16 protein-coding genes, 1 tRNA gene and 1 pseudogene are annotated in these 15,062 nt (G+C 70.0%); 11 read left to right on the top strand and 7 right to left on the bottom strand.

What is annotated here, in order from left to right:
- Nucleotides 1-181 (top strand): annotated as a pseudogene (locus ACIF6F_RS36055) (IS630 family transposase); the annotation flags it as partial.
- Here the strand turns inward: ACIF6F_RS36055 and ACIF6F_RS36050 are convergent.
- Entirely contained in the window at nucleotides 178-1,227 is a 1,050-nt protein-coding gene (locus ACIF6F_RS36050) for an LLM class F420-dependent oxidoreductase (protein ID WP_399957498.1), read from the bottom strand. The pseudogene ACIF6F_RS36055 and the gene ACIF6F_RS36050 sit on opposite strands and share 4 nt — an antisense overlap.
- A 93-nt stretch (nucleotides 1,228-1,320) precedes the next feature.
- Between ACIF6F_RS36050 and ACIF6F_RS36045 the strand changes: the two genes are divergently transcribed.
- Together ACIF6F_RS36045 and ACIF6F_RS36040 are read left to right on the top strand one after the other, a co-directional pair.
- Entirely contained in the window at nucleotides 1,321-2,307 is a 987-nt protein-coding gene (locus ACIF6F_RS36045) for an aldo/keto reductase (protein WP_399957496.1), read from the top strand.
- On the top strand, nucleotides 2,304-4,574 hold the full coding sequence (locus ACIF6F_RS36040) for an ATP-binding domain-containing protein (protein WP_399957493.1): 2,271 nt from the start codon (nucleotides 2,304-2,306) through the stop codon (nucleotides 4,572-4,574). The genes ACIF6F_RS36045 and ACIF6F_RS36040 overlap by 4 nt, the downstream gene beginning before the upstream one ends.
- A gap of 207 nt (nucleotides 4,575-4,781) precedes the next feature.
- Here the strand turns inward: ACIF6F_RS36040 and ACIF6F_RS36035 are convergent, their stop codons facing one another.
- Entirely contained in the window at nucleotides 4,782-5,414 is a 633-nt protein-coding gene (locus ACIF6F_RS36035; RefSeq protein WP_399957490.1) for a hypothetical protein, read from the bottom strand.
- Nucleotides 5,415-5,461: 47 nt separating this feature from the next.
- Between ACIF6F_RS36035 and ACIF6F_RS36030 the strand changes: the two genes are divergently transcribed.
- Complete coding sequence (locus tag ACIF6F_RS36030) at nucleotides 5,462-5,650, top strand: DUF5703 family protein (protein ID WP_399957487.1); 189 nt, start codon at nucleotides 5,462-5,464, stop codon at nucleotides 5,648-5,650.
- A gap of 36 nt (nucleotides 5,651-5,686) precedes the next feature.
- Here ACIF6F_RS36030 and ACIF6F_RS36025 read toward each other — a convergent pair whose 3' ends face one another.
- The 3 genes from ACIF6F_RS36025 to ACIF6F_RS36015 form a co-directional block, all read right to left on the bottom strand.
- Nucleotides 5,687-6,622, bottom strand: coding sequence for a chaplin (locus ACIF6F_RS36025; protein ID WP_399957485.1), 936 nt, complete (start codon nucleotides 6,620-6,622; stop codon nucleotides 5,687-5,689).
- 148 nt (nucleotides 6,623-6,770) lie between these two features.
- Entirely contained in the window at nucleotides 6,771-7,004 is a 234-nt protein-coding gene (gene chpH / locus ACIF6F_RS36020; protein WP_399957482.1) for a chaplin ChpH, read from the bottom strand.
- 130 nt (nucleotides 7,005-7,134) lie between these two features.
- Nucleotides 7,135-8,460, bottom strand: coding sequence for a M20/M25/M40 family metallo-hydrolase (locus tag ACIF6F_RS36015; protein WP_399957479.1), 1,326 nt, complete (start codon nucleotides 8,458-8,460; stop codon nucleotides 7,135-7,137).
- A gap of 209 nt (nucleotides 8,461-8,669) precedes the next feature.
- On the opposite strand from ACIF6F_RS36015, the gene ACIF6F_RS36010 reads away from it, so the two are divergent.
- Nucleotides 8,670-8,757: transfer RNA gene (locus ACIF6F_RS36010), tRNA-Leu, on the top strand.
- Between the two features lie 87 nt (nucleotides 8,758-8,844).
- Here ACIF6F_RS36010 and ACIF6F_RS36005 read toward each other — a convergent pair.
- Complete coding sequence (locus ACIF6F_RS36005) at nucleotides 8,845-10,080, bottom strand: tyrosine-type recombinase/integrase (protein ID WP_399957476.1); 1,236 nt, start codon at nucleotides 10,078-10,080, stop codon at nucleotides 8,845-8,847.
- A 41-nt stretch (nucleotides 10,081-10,121) separates the two neighbouring features.
- On the bottom strand, nucleotides 10,122-10,685 hold the full coding sequence (locus ACIF6F_RS36000) for a hypothetical protein (protein ID WP_399957473.1): 564 nt from the start codon (nucleotides 10,683-10,685) through the stop codon (nucleotides 10,122-10,124).
- A 167-nt stretch (nucleotides 10,686-10,852) separates the two neighbouring features.
- Here ACIF6F_RS36000 and ACIF6F_RS35995 point away from each other — a divergent pair, with 167 nt between their 5' ends.
- The 6 genes from ACIF6F_RS35995 to ACIF6F_RS35970 all read left to right on the top strand — a co-directional run bounded on the left by ACIF6F_RS35995 (nucleotide 10,853) and on the right by ACIF6F_RS35970 (nucleotide 15,048).
- Nucleotides 10,853-11,029 carry a hypothetical protein gene (locus ACIF6F_RS35995; protein ID WP_399957470.1) on the top strand — a complete coding sequence of 59 codons (177 nt, stop codon included), beginning with the start codon at nucleotides 10,853-10,855 and terminating at the stop codon, nucleotides 11,027-11,029.
- Nucleotides 11,030-11,051: 22 nt separating this feature from the next.
- Complete coding sequence (locus ACIF6F_RS35990) at nucleotides 11,052-11,204, top strand: helix-turn-helix domain-containing protein (protein WP_399957467.1); 153 nt, start codon at nucleotides 11,052-11,054, stop codon at nucleotides 11,202-11,204.
- Nucleotides 11,205-11,418: 214 nt separating this feature from the next.
- Nucleotides 11,419-11,796 (top strand): hypothetical protein, encoded by a 378-nt coding sequence (locus tag ACIF6F_RS35985; protein WP_399957464.1) that lies wholly within the window; start codon nucleotides 11,419-11,421, stop codon nucleotides 11,794-11,796.
- A gap of 345 nt (nucleotides 11,797-12,141) precedes the next feature.
- Complete coding sequence (locus tag ACIF6F_RS35980) at nucleotides 12,142-12,492, top strand: hypothetical protein (RefSeq protein ID WP_399957462.1); 351 nt, start codon at nucleotides 12,142-12,144, stop codon at nucleotides 12,490-12,492.
- Between the two features lie 14 nt (nucleotides 12,493-12,506).
- Entirely contained in the window at nucleotides 12,507-13,418 is a 912-nt protein-coding gene (locus ACIF6F_RS35975; RefSeq protein WP_399957459.1) for a hypothetical protein, read from the top strand.
- Nucleotides 13,419-14,322: 904 nt separating this feature from the next.
- Entirely contained in the window at nucleotides 14,323-15,048 is a 726-nt protein-coding gene (locus ACIF6F_RS35970) for a hypothetical protein (RefSeq protein WP_399957456.1), read from the top strand.
- The last annotated feature ends 14 nt before the right edge of the window (nucleotides 15,049-15,062 follow it).

Here is a 15,062-nt window from a genome sequence, read left to right as displayed (position 1 = left end):
GCAACGACGCTGCCTCGAACGCGGAGTGTTCTGCTCCCTCGACGACCTCAAGACCGCACTGGAGACCTGGATCAAGGTCTGGAACGACGACGCCCAGCCCTTCAAGTGGACCAAGACCGCCGACCAGATCCTCGACCGCATCTGCCGCTACTGCTCACGCATCTCCGAACCAGATCACTAGGCCAGGCCCGCCAGCTCCAGCGCCTCGACGCCGGCCCGCAGCGAGGCGAGCCGCTCGTCCAGCGTGAACCCCGCCGGGGCCAGCGTCAGCGTGGTGACCCCCGCCTCCGCGTACGCCTTCATGCCGTCCGCGATCCGCTCCACCGGACCGAGCAGGGTCGTCGAGTCGATCAGCTGGTGCGGTACGGCCGCGGCCGCGCCCGCCTTGTCGCCGCCCAGGTACTTGTCCTGGATCTCGGCGGCCTCCTTCTCGTACCCCATGCGCTGCGCGAGCTGGTTGTAGAAGTTCTGCTTCCGGCTGCCCATGCCGCCCACGTACAGCGCGGTGTACGGACGGAACATGTCGGCCAGCCCGGTCACGTCCGGGCCCACGGCCAGCGGGACCGTCGGGCACACGTCGAAGCCCTCCATGGTCAGCCCGGCCTTCTCGCGGCCGGCCCGGATGTGGGTGAGCGCGGTGGCCTCCAGGTGCTCGGCCGCCGGGAAGATCAGCAGGGCGCCGTCGGCGATCTCGCCGGTCTGCTCCAGGTTCTTCGGGCCGATCGCGGCGATGTAGAGCGGGATGTGCTCGCGCTCCGGGTGGACGGTCAGCTTGATCGGCTTGCCGGGGCCGCCGGGCAGCGGCAGCGTCCAGTGCTCGCCGTCGTACGAGAGCCGCTCGCGGGTCATCGCCTTGCGGACGATCTCGACGTACTCGCGGGTGCGGGCCAGCGGCTTGTCGAACTTCACGCCGTACCAGCCCTCGGAGACCTGCGGGCCCGAGACGCCGAGGCCGAGGCGGAAGCGGCCGCCGGAGAGGGAGTCGAGGGTGGCCGCGGTCATCGCCGTCATCGCGGGCTGGCGGGCCGGGATCTGCATGATGGCCGAGCCCACGTCGATGCGCTCGGTCTGCGCGGCGACCCAGGAGAGCACGGTCGGCGCGTCGGAGCCGTAGGCCTCCGCGGCCCAGCAGACGTCGTAGCCGAGGCGGTCCGCCTCCCGCGCGACGGCGAGATTGTCGGCGTCCATGCCCGCACCCCAGTAGCCGAGGTTGATGCCGAGCCTCATGACCTGTCCCCTTACCGATCAGTAACGTTCTGGTGCCGGGACTGTAGCGCGCGCAGGTCCGATCCGTCAGTGCCCCCAGTAGTCTCAGCCCTCATGGAGCAGAGGCGACTCGGCCGCACCGGCCTGCGGGTGTCCAGGATCGGACTCGGCACGCTCACCTGGGGGCGGGACACCGACGAGCACGACGCCGCCGACCAGTTGAAGACCTTCTGGGAGGCGGGCGGCACGCTGGTCGACACCGCCGACGTGTACGGCGGCGGGGACGCCGAGTACCTGCTCGGACAGCTCATCGGGGGCCTCGTGCCCCGGCGCGACCTGGTGATCGCCACCAAGGCCGGCAGCGTGCCCGACCCCGACCGGCGCTCCGACGGCTCCCGCGGGCACCTGCTCGCCGCGCTGGACGACTCGCTGGCCCGGCTGGGCACCGACCACGTCGACCTCTGGCAGCTGCACGCCTTCGACCCGTACACCCCGCTGGAGGAGACCCTCGGGGCGCTGGACCTGGCGGTGGCCAGCGGCCGGGCCCGCTATGTCGGCGTGTCGAACCTGTCGGGCTGGCAGCTGGCGAAGGCCGCGACCTGGCAGCTGGCGGCGCCGGGCGCGCGCACCCCGCTGGCGAGCACGCAGATGGAGTACTCGCTGCTCCAGCGGGGCGTCGAACGCGAGGTGCTGCCCGCCGCCCTGGACCTGGGCCTCGGGCTGCTGCCGTCCTCCCCGCTGGGGCGCGGGGTGCTGACGGGCAAGTACCGGGGCGGGGCGGCCCCGGTGGGCTCCCGGGGCGACGCCGAGCACCTGGCGCCCTTCGTCGCGCCGTACCTGGACGAGACCGCGAGCCGGATCGTGGACGCGGTGCTGACGGCGGCGAACGGGCTCGCGGTCACCCCGCTCCAGGTGGCGCTGGCCTGGGTGCGCGACCGGCCGGGCGTGGCCGCGCCGGTGGTCGGCGCGCGGACGGCGCAGCAGCTGACGGAGGCGCTGTCGGTGGAGGCCCTTAGTCTTCCCGAGGAGATCCGCCTGGCGCTGGACGACGTGTCCGCGCCGGTGCACCGCTATCCCGACCAGGACTGGAGCGAGCTGTGAGCACGGAGCCGGGGGCGCCCGAGGCGCCGCACACCGGGGAGCCCGAAGACACCGGGGCACCGACGGCGCCGGAGGCCGCCGGCGCCTCGGATGCCGCGCACCCGGAGGACGCCCCGGACACCGGCCGCGGCCCGGGGAGCGCCGCGGACGACGCTGCGGAGGCGGGTACGGGGGCCCGGGAGGGAATCGGTTCCGAGACCGGCACGGACGCGGAGGCCGAGGGCGGCGCGGACGCAGCCGCCGGTACCGACTCCGAGGGCGCCGAGGCGCCGCAGCTCAGCGAGGCCGAGGCCGAGCTGGCCGCGCAGAAGGTCGAGCGGGAGCGCATCGCGCGGCGCAAGGCCGAGCGCACGGCGCCCATCGAGGCCGGGGCCGGGCTCAGCGGCACCGCGGCCGACCTGCTGGCCGCGGTGCGCGCCGTGGAGGGCGGCGGCAGGCCCGCCCGGCCCGTGTTCGACGAGGCCGCCCCGGCGCCCCGCCGGGCGGCCCCCGCTCCCCCGCCGGCACCGCGCGCCCCCGTCCCCGTCCCGGCACCGGCCGCCGGCCCGGAACTCCTCGCCGCGGTACGCGAGGTGCTGGCCCGCGGCGGCGCCCCGGAGGCCCTGGCCGCGCCCGCCGTCGAGGCGCTCGGGACCGGCGCGGCGGAGCTGCTGCGCGAAGACCCCTGGCAGCTGCTGGCGGTCGCCTCCGTACGTCCCGCCCAGGCCGACGGCTTCGCCCGCGCGCTGCTGGGCCCCGAGTGCGGTCCCGGGGACGAGCGACGCGTACTCGCCCTGACCGGGTGGCTGCTGGAGCAGGCGGCGGTCAAGGGGCACACCGCCCTGGAGCAGCCCGTCCTGGCGTCCGCGCTCGGGCAGTACGCGGTGCCCGACCCGGAGCGGGCCGTGGAACTGGCCGTCTCCGAGGGCACGGTGATCGTCTTCCAGGAGCCCCTCGGCGAACCGCAGGCGGCGCAGGACACGGAGCGGGCGGAGGACGCGGAGGACGCGGACGAGGAGGTTCCGGTCCGGGTCCTGCTCGGTCTGGAGAGCCACACGCTGGCCGAGGAGAGCCTCGCGGACGGCCTGTTCCGGCTGATCGGCACGTTCGGCAAGGGCGGGGACGCCGACTGGGAGGGGGCCGCGGCGCAGGCGCCGTCGCCGTCCGCGGCCGAGCTGGTGCGCGCGGCGGCGGGGCACGGCCTGGTCGTCCACACCGGCGGCGAGGCCGCCCGGGCGGAGCCGGCCGCGCTGGTGGCTGCGGCCCGGTCGCTGGGCCTGCGGGCGTACGCGGCCACGCACACGGCCGACGCGCGGGACCGCCTGGGGGCCGGCGCGGTGACCGTCACGGGCCTGCTGTCCGGCGCGGAGGGCCCCGGCCGGGACGCGGAGGGCGTGCTCGCGCTGGACCTGCTGGTGGTGCTGGACGCCCCCCAGCTGGACGTGGACCGCGCCGCGGCGCTGGTGGAGTCGGTGCCGGACGGCGCGCGGCTGGTGCTGAGCGGCGATCCCGCGGTGCTCGGACCGGCGGGCGCCGGGCGGGTGTTCGGGGATCTGATCGCGGCCCGGGTCTGCCCGCAGGTCGCCTCCCGCACCCCCGACCCCGGCCCGCTCGGCGAGCTGGTGTCCGGCATCGGCGTGGGCGAGCTGAACCAGGTCGAGGCCCCCGGCAAGGAGGTCGTGATCGTCCCGGTGCGGGACGCCGGCGAGGCCGTGCACCGCACGGTGCAGCTGGTCGCCGACTCGGTGCCGCGCGCCTTCGGCCTGGCCGCCGACCAGGTCCGGGTGATCACCCCCGGGCACGGCGGCGCGGCGGGCACCCGGGCGCTGAACGCGGCGCTGAAGGAGCGGCTGAGCCCCGGCCCCGGCCGGTTCGGCGGCTTCGACCCGGGCGACCTGGTGGTGCACGTGCCGGCCCCGGGCCGGGCGGTGCCGGGCCGGGTGGTCTCGGCCGACGCGGCGGGGCTGCACCTGGACTGCGCGGGCGAGCGGGTCGTCGTACCGAAGGACCGCGTGGAGCAGGCGGTGCGGCACGGCTGGGCGGTGACCGCGCACCAGGCGGTGGGCAGCCGTTGGCCGGCCGTGGTGGTGGTGCTGCCGGGCGACGCGGCGGAGGCGCTGTCGCGGGACTGGGTGTACACGGCGTTCGGCCGGGCCGAGCGTCACCTGTCGGTGGTGCACGGGGTGGACCAGGCGCTGCCGCGGGCCGTGGCGGAGGTACTGCCGAAACCCCGTACGACGCGGCTGACGGCGCTGCTGCGGGCACTGGCGGCGCAGACAGCGGAGTAGGGCGCAGGAGCCGAAGGGCGGCATGGAAGCGCCCGGAGGTGGCGGAGCCGGCCGGTACTGCCGGCAGGAGCGGCGCCCGGCGGCCCCTGAGAGGGCTGCCGGGCGCCGTTTTTGGTTGGGGCCGGGGCCGTCCGGTAGCCGGGTCCCCGGTCGGGCGGGCCCGCGGTCGGGACGGTCAGCGGTCGGGACGGTCAGCGGTCGGGACGGTCAGCGGTCGAGGGGTTCCAGTTCCCCGTCGTCGAGTTCGTCGTCGAAGACCGAGCTGACGTCGATGCGGTGCAGCACGCTGCCCGGATCGGCGTGGTCGAAGGGGGTGTTGAACCACTCGCCGGGCTCGGGGGCCTCCTCGGCCGCCGTGATCCAGAGCGTGGAGTCGCCCTCTTCGAGGCCGAACTCCTTGTAGCGGGAGGCGATCTCGTCGGGTTCGTACTCGCCGAAGAGCACCCCGAGGGCCTCGGCCGTGCCTCCTCCGTCGCCGGGTTCGTCCTCGTGGTGCAGGGCGGCGACGCGGTCGGCCTGGGCGATCAGGCGCTGGGGTTCGGCGACCAGGTAGTCGCGGCGGATCAGGACGCTGAAGGAGGTGGGTTCGGCGGGCCCGCTGTACGGGGCCTGGCCCTCACCCGCGGGGATCTCGAAGGGGGTCACCTCGTCGTACCGCTCGTAGAGCAGTTCGTCGTACTCCTCGGCCGCTGCGGCCAGTTCGTTGAAGGCGGCGTAGACGGCCGGGTCGTCGTCCCCTGACCGGCCTTCGACCGCCGCCAGGTGACGGTCCAGCGCGGTCTTGACCGCCTCGGCGGCGGCGCGTACCTCGGCAGCGGTGGGCTGAGCGGCATCAGACATAGTGCAGACGCTATCCGTACGAGGCCCGTGCCCGCACAATAGATGCGATGCCGGAATACGAATTCGTCGACGTGTACGTGCCGCGCGGTGTGAGCCGTAAGGAGGCGACCCGTCTGCTGACCGACCACGCCGAGTACGGGAACTGGGAGCTGGACCGGTTGAGCCTGCACCGGGACGGCAGCCGCCGGGTGCGGCTGCGCCGCCGGATCATCCGCCAGGTCCGGGCCACCTGGTGAGACCGGGGTGGCCCGGATCCGGGTGACGGGCGCCGGCTAGCCGGCGGCGCCGTCGCGGCGGGTGCGGCGGTAGAGCACGGTCCCGGCGAGGAGCATGCCGCCGGCAAGCGGCAGGCCCGCGCCGAGGGCTCCCGCGCCGGTGTGGGCGAGCTCGGAGCCGCGCATGCCGTGGACACCGGTGCCGATGCGGCCGGTGCCGGGCTTCGCCGTGCCCGGGGTGCCGGGCTTCCCCGTGTGGTTCTTGCCGGGGCCGGGCTGGGCCGGGGTGCCGGGTCCGCCGGGGGTCCCGGGCGTGCCCGGGGTGCCGGGGTGGCCCGGAGTGCCGGGGGTCCCGGGCGTACCGGGGTGGCCCGGCGTACCCGGGTTTCCGGGGGTGCCGGGAGTCCCCGGCGTGCCCGGGTTACCGGGGTGGCCCGGCGTGCCGGGGGTGCCCGGGTGGCCCGGAGTGCCAGGGTGTCCGGGGTGTCCGGGATGACCGGGAGTGCCCGGATGGCCCGGAGTGCCGGGGCCCGGAAGATTGGCGCAATCGTTTCCCAGTGCGGGGTTCAGCAGACCGACCACGTCGGCCGTGTTCCCGCAGGCGTTGACCGGGAGCCGGAGCGGGGCCTGGATCAGGTTGCCCGAGCCCACGCCCGGCGAGCCGTGGGCGTCGCCGTGCGCGCCGGAGCCGGACCCGCCGCCGGCGTGGTCGCCCGATCCGCCGTACCCGCCGTCGTCCCCGTGGCCGCCGCCCGTGTTGGCGCAGCGGTTGCCCGCGGCCGGGTTCAGCAGACCGATGACGGAGACGGTGTTGCCGCAGGCGTTCACGGGTGCGTGCACCGGCGCCTGGATGGTGTTCCCGGACAGTACGCCCGGGGAATTCGAAGTGCCCCCCACGGCACCGGAATCCGCGTGTGCGTAGCCCCCACCCAGAGCGAGGGCACCGCCCGCGGCCGCCATGGTGAAGAGAGTCTTCCTGGTGACCTGTCGCATTGCTGCTCGTTCCCTGCTTGTGCGTTCCGGATCGGCGTACGTGCTCCCCTGCCCGGACGCCGAAGTGCTGGATGGCCCGCGGCCCCGGAACGCGGGAGGTGCGTTCCGGGGCCCGGGCTCAGACCCTTGGAAGGGTGAGACTTCGACGTCAGGCGTTGACGCAGGTGTTGCCGAAGGCCGGGTTCAGCAGGCCGATCACGTTGACCGTGTTGCCGCACACGTTGACCGGCACGTGGACCGGCACCTGGACGACGTTGCCGGAGAGCACACCGGGCGAACCGACAGCGGCACCCTGGGCGCCGGCGTCGGCGACGGCGAGGCCCGCACCCGCGAGAACCAGGCCACCGGTGGCAGCCGCGGCAGCGACAACCTTCTTGATCATCATTCCTCCTAGTAGGCAATGCGGTCCCAGCCGCGGACCGCACCACCAACAACGAGGAGGACCAACCAGGGCTACGAGCTTATGGTCGCATTCACTCTTCCGCGTGGTGTGCGAACACCTTGGCGATCGTTCAGCAGTTGTCGATGAATCGGTCGAGCACGCGCACGCCGAACTTCAGGCCGTCGACCGGGACGCGCTCGTCGACCCCGTGGAACATGCCGGCGAAGTCCAGCTCGGGCGGCAGCTGGAGCGGCGCGAAGCCGAAGCAGCGGATGCCGAGGTCGTCGAAGGACTTGGCGTCTGTACCGCCGGAGAGCATGTACGGCACGGCGCGGGCGATCGGGTCCTCGGCCTTGAGGGCGGTCTGCATGGCGTCGACCAGACGGCCGTCGAAGTCGGTCTCCAGTGCCTTGTCGCCGTGCACGTCCTCCCGCCTGACCTTCGGGCCGAGGATCCGGTCGAGGTCGGCCAGGAACTCCTGCTCGTACCCGGGCAGGAAGCGGCCGTCGACGTGGGCGGTGGCCTGGCCGGGGATGACGTTCACCTTGTAGCCGGCGCCGAGCATCGTGGGGGCGGCGGAGTTCCGCAGGGTCGCGCCGACCATCTTGGCGATGCCGCCGAGCTTGGCCAGGGTGCCGTCCATGTCCTCGGGGTCGAGGGGGGTGCCCAGGGCGTCGGAGAGCTCGTCCAGGAAGGACCGCACGGTCTTGGTGACCCGCACCGGCCACTGGTGGCGGCCCAGGCGGCCGACGGCCTCGCACAGCTCGGTGATGGCGTTGTCGTTGTTGGTCATCGAGCCGTGGCCCGCGGTGCCCTCGACGGTGAGGCGCATCCAGTGCATGCCCTTCTGCGCCGTCTCGACCAGGTAGAGGCGCAGGTTCTCGTTGACCGTGAAGGAGAAGCCGCCCACCTCGCCGATGGCCTCGGTGACGCCCTCGAAGAGGTCGGGGTGCTTGTCGACCAGGTGGCGGGCGCCGTAGGTGCCGCCGGCCTCCTCGTCGGCCAGGAAGGCCAGCACGATGTCCCGCGGGGGCTTGCGGCCGGTGCGCAGGCGGTCGCGGACGACCGCGAGGGTCATCGCGTCCATGTCCTTCATGTCGACGGCCCCGCGGCCCCACACGCAGCCGTCGGCGACCTCGCCCGAGAAGGGGTGGTGGGTCCAGTCGGCCGCGTTGGCCGGGACCACGTCGGTGTGGCCGTGGATGAGCAGGGCGGGCTTGGAGGGGTCCTCGCCCGCGATCCGGGCGACGGTGGAGGCGCGTCCCTGGTGGGACTCGAAGATCTGCGGCTCCAGGCCGACCTCGGCGAGCTTCTCCGCCACGTACTCGGCGGCCTTGCGTTCGCCCGGCCCGGAGTGGTCGCCGTAGTTGCTGGTGTCGATCCGGATCAGTTCGCGGCAGAGGTCGACGACCTCGTCCTCGCCGGAGACGGTCCTGCCGGTGCTCGACTCGCTCACGCTGCTTCCTCCCACACTCGGTGCCGGTGATCCCCCTCATCCTCTCGCCCCGGCCGCCGCTGCCCAAGGGCGGACCCGGCCGGACCCGCCGGGAGCGCGGCCGGGGCCGGGGCGGAGGGGGCGCGCGGGGGTGCGATCGGAGCACTCCGAATCCCTGGTAATGTTCTCTTCGTCGGAGCGGCCCGGAAGGGACGCGAGACAGACACCTTGTCCGGGTGGCGGAATGGCAGACGCGCTAGCTTGAGGTGCTAGTGCCCTTTATCGGGCGTGGGGGTTCAAGTCCCCCCTCGGACACCAGCTAAGACCCCACTTCACGTGGGGTTTTTTGCTTTTCTAGGCTGTGGCGTGACCAACCACGTGACCAACAGCCCAGAGATTCCCAGGTCAGACCAGGGATGACAGACCGATCCGGCCCGCTCCAGAGGCGGCGAGCTTCCGCGCTCCGTCCTTACGTGAGTGCCCGTACCGGGCCATCGTGTAGCCCGGCGAGTGGTGCCGGACGTTTGCTGAGACCTCTACGGGGTTCTCCCCGGCCTCCAGATCGTTCGTGACCTTGCTGTGCCTCCAGTCGTGAATCCGGAAGTCCTCCGGCAGGTGCAGGCGCGTCCGGAGGGTGCGCCAGCGTGCCGAAACCTTCTCAGGGTCCTGGGGCCCACCTGCCTCCCCTCGGTAGAGCTTGAAGCCGTCCCGGGCGAACACCAGGTCATGATCAACCCACGCGGTCCCTAGTCGTTTCCGCTCCTCGTCCTGGCGCTGCTTCTGCCACTTGAGGACGTTCATCACGGACTGATCTACGTAGATCCGAGCGTTGGCGTCACCGTCCTTGGTCAGCTTCCGAAGCCGGTAGGCGTTTCCTTCTTCGACTACCACCCAGCCCAGTTCGATCGACCCCTCGTCCCAGTGGATGAGAGACCACTTCATACCCAGTGCCTCGCTGCGCCGGACACCAGTCGCGGCGTAGACGGTCCACAGCGGAGCGTCCCGAAGACAGTGATGGGTCAGGCCGCCGTCACAGACCCGATTACCGCACGGCTCCCACACCGAGCCCAGGAAGCGGGCTGTCTGGCCGTCGTCCACGGTGGGGAAGTCGCGTTCCTGCTTCCGTATCTCTCGGGCGGTAGGCGGGTGCGCCGTGGCCGCCGGGTTGGCGGGTATCAGCTTGGGCACTGCCGCCCCGAGGGCACCCGACAGGATGTTGTGGACGTGCCGGACGCTCTTGGCGCCCAGGGGCTTGCCCTTGTTCGTCGAGCACGGGACGGTCTCCAGCAGCCGGTACAGGTCGTCAAGGGTGTCGTCCGTGACCTCGCACAGCTTCACTGCGCCGATGTGCGGCTTGATGTGCAGACGGATCTTTGTCTCGTACCCGGCCACGGTCGTCCCCTCCTTCCTGTGGTTGCTCAGCCACTTATCGAGCCAGTCGCCCAGCTTCATGTCTGAGCGGGCAGCGATCTTGCCCGCGTCGTGGTCGCTGTGCCACTGCCGTAGCGCCTTCTCCGCCTCGGTCTTGGTCTTGTACTCCCGGCCTATCCAGTAGCGCTCCTGCTTCCCGCTCGCCTTGTTGAAGTGGAGGGGCGTACGGACGCCCCAGGTGTTCGGTCGGCCCTTGCGCGGGATCTCCACAGGAGTCCCCCCGAGCCCGTTACCGCGCTTCGCCACGTGGCTCAGTTGCCTTCCCGCTCGCGCCACCACTGGGTAAGGAGGGCTGTCGCCTTGTCGGTGAGCCGTTGCCCGTCCCAGAGTCCGAGTCCTTTAGATCGTTTGATGCGCTCGGACATGGTGGCCTTGCCGATCCCCAGACGGCCGGCCAGCTCGCCCTGGGGCGCGGTGGTGCCCGTGGCGCGCATCCGGGCCAGCTCCGCAACGAGGAGGGTGTAGTCCTCTTCCGTGCGGCAGCGCGCCGGGACGGGGTAGGGCTCGTTCATGGCCCGGTCTTCCTGCTTGGCGAGTGCCGCGCGGGCTCCGGCCTTGATCTCCGCTAGCGGGATCTGGCGGAGGAGGCTGGCGGGGATGCCATCCGTCTCCAGGGCTTCATCCATGCCCTCCTCGGTCTCTTGGAGACTGCCGCCCACCGCGAGGCGAATGGTCAGCTCTGAGGGGCCGTTGAACGGGGCGGCGACGGGACAGCGGGCATCGACCCGCCAAGGACCGTAGAACCTCGTCCATACGATCTCTGTCCCGTCGCGCTGCCACTCCTGGCCTGCTTCGTGTGGTGTTGATGTGTTCACAAGATCGACCCTAGCAGCACCCGAACACGGCGCAACCTGTTCGGAAGGGTGGCGTACGCCACAGGTTCCGAACTTGCCGCAAGAGGTTCGGATGTGTTGTTAATGGAGAGCAGCCGGGCAGCAACGGACGGAAACACCGACCACCGGCCGACAAGGGAGCACACGCCATGAAGATCGATTTCTGCAAGCTCAATGAGGACCTTCCCCGGGAAGTCATGCGGGCCCACCAGGTCGGCATCCATGCGGCATTGGATGCAGGCGAACTCACCCCCGAGGGGCTTCGGATGATCTCTGACGCGGTCGGGGCACATCTCGATTCTCTGCGGCTCGCCGGGCGGTGGTGACCAGTTGGACACCCGGAAGCTGATGACCGTTGACGATGTGGCGGAGTACCTGGCGGTACCCGAATCCTGGGTCTACTCGAATTGGCGGCAACGCAAGATCCCTTTCCGAAAGGTCGGACAGGCCCTCCGATGCCGTCCGGCCGATCTAGAGAACTGGCTAGACCGGCAGAACTGAACGGCATGACCAACGACGCCCCCGAGGCAACCGGGGGCTTTTTCTTTGCCTGGAGTGGTAGTTGACCGCAGTCGCTGTGAAGCTCGTTGACCTTGTGTGCGCTACCTGCCGCGAGCCCTACACGTACGAACGCCCATGGGGTCCAGGGAGGAACCCGGCGACGAATCCGAACCACCCTGAGTGCAAGCAGAATCGGGAGAACCAGGGTCGCGCCATGTCTCGGGAACGCAAGCGAAAGGGACTGCCGCCGAAGAGGCGGACAGAGAGCGCCGACGCCCTGGATATCGCATGGCGTGCCGGGGCCTACGTCGAGGAGGTCCTACGGTTTCAGAGCCCGCCGGAAAAGTACGACACCCGGCAGGAGGCTGAGAAGCGTGTTCATCCGGACATCGCCTATTCGACCCGTGAGGACCGCCGCGCGGTCGCCCTGTGGTTTGCCGACACGAGGGAACCGAAGGTCGGCCCGGAAACGGGGCGGACCTCGCCCCGGCGCCTGACGGTGATCGGCTCCGCTCGGCCCTGGTGGGCGTCCGAGGTGACGTGTACGCGCGGCCCGGTCAGGCCCCTGGAGCCGTTCACGATGGGCGGTTGAAAAATGTGTGCGCATCCCATGTCCTGGATGCGTCCGTTTTTTCTTATAGGTGAGGGGAGCTTTCCCCTTGGAGTCATGACCGCTGGGCGGCGGTCCTCTGACGCGGACGAGAGTCCGGGCCCGTTCGAAGTCCTGAGCATCAACCATGCTCGAATGCGGCTCTGCGGATACCTGCCTGTGAGATCACAGCGGACAACCGGAGGGCGGACCCTTACCCCGTGAAGTTGATTGTGTGGGGGTAGGGGCCCGTCTGTCTCTTACGTTGTCCTGTTGTGAGGTTAGGGGCCGCCTTGAGAGCGGCCCTTACTTCTTTCCACTTGATTAGTTTCTGAGGAGGTGTCGCCTATGAGCGACCCACAGACTGATTCCCATTCTCCAGCCCAGGTGCCGGCCGACGGTTCCGAGACCGTTCGGGCCGAGGTGCAGCGTGAGTACGCCATCAAGCTCGTTAAGGCTGAACTCAGGGTTCAGGCCGCCCAGGCAGGTATCAAGCTCGGTGACGGTTTCACTGACTATCTGGATGCTTCCAAGCTGCTTGGTGAGGACGGGAATCCATCGACCGAGGCCATTGGCCAGGCTCTGGCTCCGCTGGCTGCGGCCCAGGAATCGAAGTTCGCTCCTCTTGCTGGAGCTGGCTACAACCGCAACGGTCCGCCCCCTGCCCGCCGCATTTCCCTTGACGTCCGTCAGCGCTAACTAGGAGTACCTATATGACCTTTGCTTACCAGTCTGCCGCCAGTCACTCGTTCGTCCCGGAAATCTGGGATGCCGACCTACTGACCCAGTTTGACCCGCTGCTTGTTTGGGCTTCTCCGGTCGTCTCCAACAATAAGTACGAGGGTGAGATCCGGAAGAAGGGCGATGTCGTCCACATCAACTCGCTTCTGCGGCCGACCGTTGGCGAGTACAAGCTTCCCGATGGCATGACGGCCCAGCGGCCGGAGACCGTGGATCAGAAGCTTCCGATTACTGAGGCGCGTTACCTCCAGGTCCTCATTGAGGACGCGGAGCGTGTCCAGGTTGCAGGCGGCCTAAGTTCCCCGATCAACCAGCAGATGATCCGGGCCCTTGCCCGGGAGGCCGACACGTTCATGGGCGGCGTCATCGCCAAGGCCGCCACGGCTCTCCCGAACGTCAAGCCGGGCGCAGGGAACATCCCTCAGAGCCTCTACAGCACGATCCTGGACATGATGCTGGCCCTGGACGACAACGACATCCCGGCAGGCCGGTACGTGGTCGTCTCGCCTCGCGTGAAGCGCTACCTCGTGGAACACCCGGCCGTCGCCAACGCTGCGGCCTACGGTGAGGGCGGCGTGACGGCGAACGGTGTTGTGGCGCGTCTGGCGGGCTTCACGATCCTGAGCACCACGGCCATGCCGACCGGCGTCGACATCGTGGCCGGACACAAGGAGTTCGCCACCTACGCTTCCCAGTTCTCCGGCTTCCGTGAGGGCCAGTCGGAGAAGTACCGGGCCGACTACATCGACACCCTCCACCTGTACGGCGGCAAGATCGTGCGGTACCCCGAGCTGGATACGAAGAAGTCGGACCAGACCTTTGATGAGTCCAAGCCCACCAAGGGAATCGTCAAGGCCACCGTCGAGTGGCCCACCGCTGCCTGATCGCCCGAGCCGTCCGGGGCCCCTGCCAGCACAGGCAGGGGCCCCGTTCCGTTCACGCTCCGCGGCGCCGGCCATCCACTCCCCGTGACCAGAACCGGAGGACACCACCGTGCCCAAGCCCCGTAACCCGATCTCACCCCATTCCCGATACCGAGAGGCCCAGAGGATTACGGTCCTGCCGATCGACCACGGCCTACCCGTTCCAGATATTCCGAAGGGGCGAGAATGGTCCGAGCATGAACGGGCCTATTGGGTTGAATTGTGGGAGACGCCGCAGGCTTCGCAATGGGACGATGCCACGGCGGGAATCGTGGCCGCTGTCGTCGTCCATTGGTCCGCGACCCTTGAGGGTCGGGCATCCAGTACCCAGCTCATGGAGTTCCGGCATCTGACGAAGGCTCTGGGACTGACGCCGGAGGGTTTGCGGGCGCTGGGGTGGGTGATCGGTGATGAGTAAGAAGCTCGCCCGTCGCAGGGCTCAGCATGTGTCGGAGTCAGGCGGGAGCCGTGACCAGGGCGACGGGGCAGAACGCTGGCTGACCTGGTGTCTTCATGTCGCCTGGCTGGCCACGGACGGGTCGGCGGAGCCGTGGGGCGACGGTCGGCGGCACGACACGGAAACATGCTCCGAATGCACGGAACCGAATGGGAATGACCCCGGTATTGATTGACAAACAAACGATGGAAGGAACGCACCCCCGGTGGGCCCTTTCCCCAATAACGAAGGCATTACCCCCTGTATTCATGTAATTAGAGTTATGTTTTCGTTATCTGTTAGTTACTGTCCTGAGATACGGAATCGGCAATGTTGATCACGTCGCACCTAGGAGTGCGGTAGCCGTAAGAGCGATGCTCCGGCCGGTTGACTTCCTGCCTTGCAGATCCCGAATCAAAGGATTCCGACGTGCGTAAGACTGTGCTCGTTCCCGTTCTTAAGACGCTTTGTGACGCCCACCTTGCGAAGGATGGGAGCGAGCAAGAGGCCACGGACACGCTGACTCTGGGAGTTCGTGAGTGGGACCTGTGCGGGTCTCACGCCGAGACCTTCGGTCTGTACCTCGTGGATGCCCTGGGGGTGCCGGAGAGTGCTGGTGTCGAACCTGAGCCCGTGGGTGAGCCGTCGCCCGTTGTGGCGGAGTGTGAAGCCGAGGATGGGGGCGAGGGTGCGAACGAGTCTGTCCCCGTGCGGTCCGTGATGGTGGCTGGTGAGGTCCCGGGCTACGACTGGGAGACCGCGCGGGAAGCGGTGCGGAACCTGGGCTACGAGGTCGTTGGCCGCGCCGATGACAGCACGGTCCTGCTCATCCTGGGTGAGGGTGGGGAGCGCAACGGGTCGAAGCTGCGGGATGCGTCCGAGCGTGGCATCCCGTGCATGGATGTGCGGGCCCCGGGCCGCTTCAAGGAAGCTGTCTGTGCTGGGGAGTTGGCCGGGGGTGACCCGCTTCCCGAGCCTGCCAAGGTGGACCGTTCCGAGATGAGCACGCGGGAGCGCAACCGCGTGATCCGGGTCTGGGCAAGGCAGAACGGTTGGCCGAACCTCCCCGTCCAGGGCCGTGTCCCGATGAACGTGCGCCATGCGTTCGAGCTGGCCCACAGGGAGCCTGTCCAGGGAAAAGCGGCAGCGGCCTGAGTGTCGCGCCCACG

Source organism: Streptomyces sp. NPDC086023, assembly GCF_044540325.1.
Taxonomy (GTDB): domain Bacteria; phylum Actinomycetota; class Actinomycetes; order Streptomycetales; family Streptomycetaceae; genus Streptomyces.
The sequence above is the reverse complement of the archived record's forward strand: the minus strand, read 5'-3'. Positions and strand labels throughout refer to the sequence as shown.

What these genes read in the sequence shown, in the direction of transcription:
- chpH (WP_399957482.1), bottom strand. Translation starts at nt 7,004, where the DNA reads ATGATCAAGAAGGTTGTCGCTGCCGCGGCTGCCACCGGTGGCCTGGTT.
- ACIF6F_RS35975 (WP_399957459.1), top strand. Translation starts at nt 12,507, where the DNA reads ATGACCTTTGCTTACCAGTCTGCCGCCAGTCACTCGTTCGTCCCGGAA.
- ACIF6F_RS35990 (WP_399957467.1), top strand. Translation starts at nt 11,052, where the DNA reads ATGACCGTTGACGATGTGGCGGAGTACCTGGCGGTACCCGAATCCTGG.
- ACIF6F_RS35980 (WP_399957462.1), top strand. Translation starts at nt 12,142, where the DNA reads ATGAGCGACCCACAGACTGATTCCCATTCTCCAGCCCAGGTGCCGGCC.
- ACIF6F_RS36025 (WP_399957485.1), bottom strand. Translation starts at nt 6,622, where the DNA reads ATGCGACAGGTCACCAGGAAGACTCTCTTCACCATGGCGGCCGCGGGC.
- ACIF6F_RS36035 (WP_399957490.1), bottom strand. Translation starts at nt 5,414, where the DNA reads ATGTCTGATGCCGCTCAGCCCACCGCTGCCGAGGTACGCGCCGCCGCC.
- ACIF6F_RS36045 (WP_399957496.1), top strand. Translation starts at nt 1,321, where the DNA reads ATGGAGCAGAGGCGACTCGGCCGCACCGGCCTGCGGGTGTCCAGGATC.
- ACIF6F_RS35985 (WP_399957464.1), top strand. Translation starts at nt 11,419, where the DNA reads ATGTCTCGGGAACGCAAGCGAAAGGGACTGCCGCCGAAGAGGCGGACA.
- ACIF6F_RS36030 (WP_399957487.1), top strand. Translation starts at nt 5,462, where the DNA reads ATGCCGGAATACGAATTCGTCGACGTGTACGTGCCGCGCGGTGTGAGC.
- ACIF6F_RS35995 (WP_399957470.1), top strand. Translation starts at nt 10,853, where the DNA reads ATGAAGATCGATTTCTGCAAGCTCAATGAGGACCTTCCCCGGGAAGTC.
- ACIF6F_RS36050 (WP_399957498.1), bottom strand. Translation starts at nt 1,227, where the DNA reads ATGAGGCTCGGCATCAACCTCGGCTACTGGGGTGCGGGCATGGACGCC.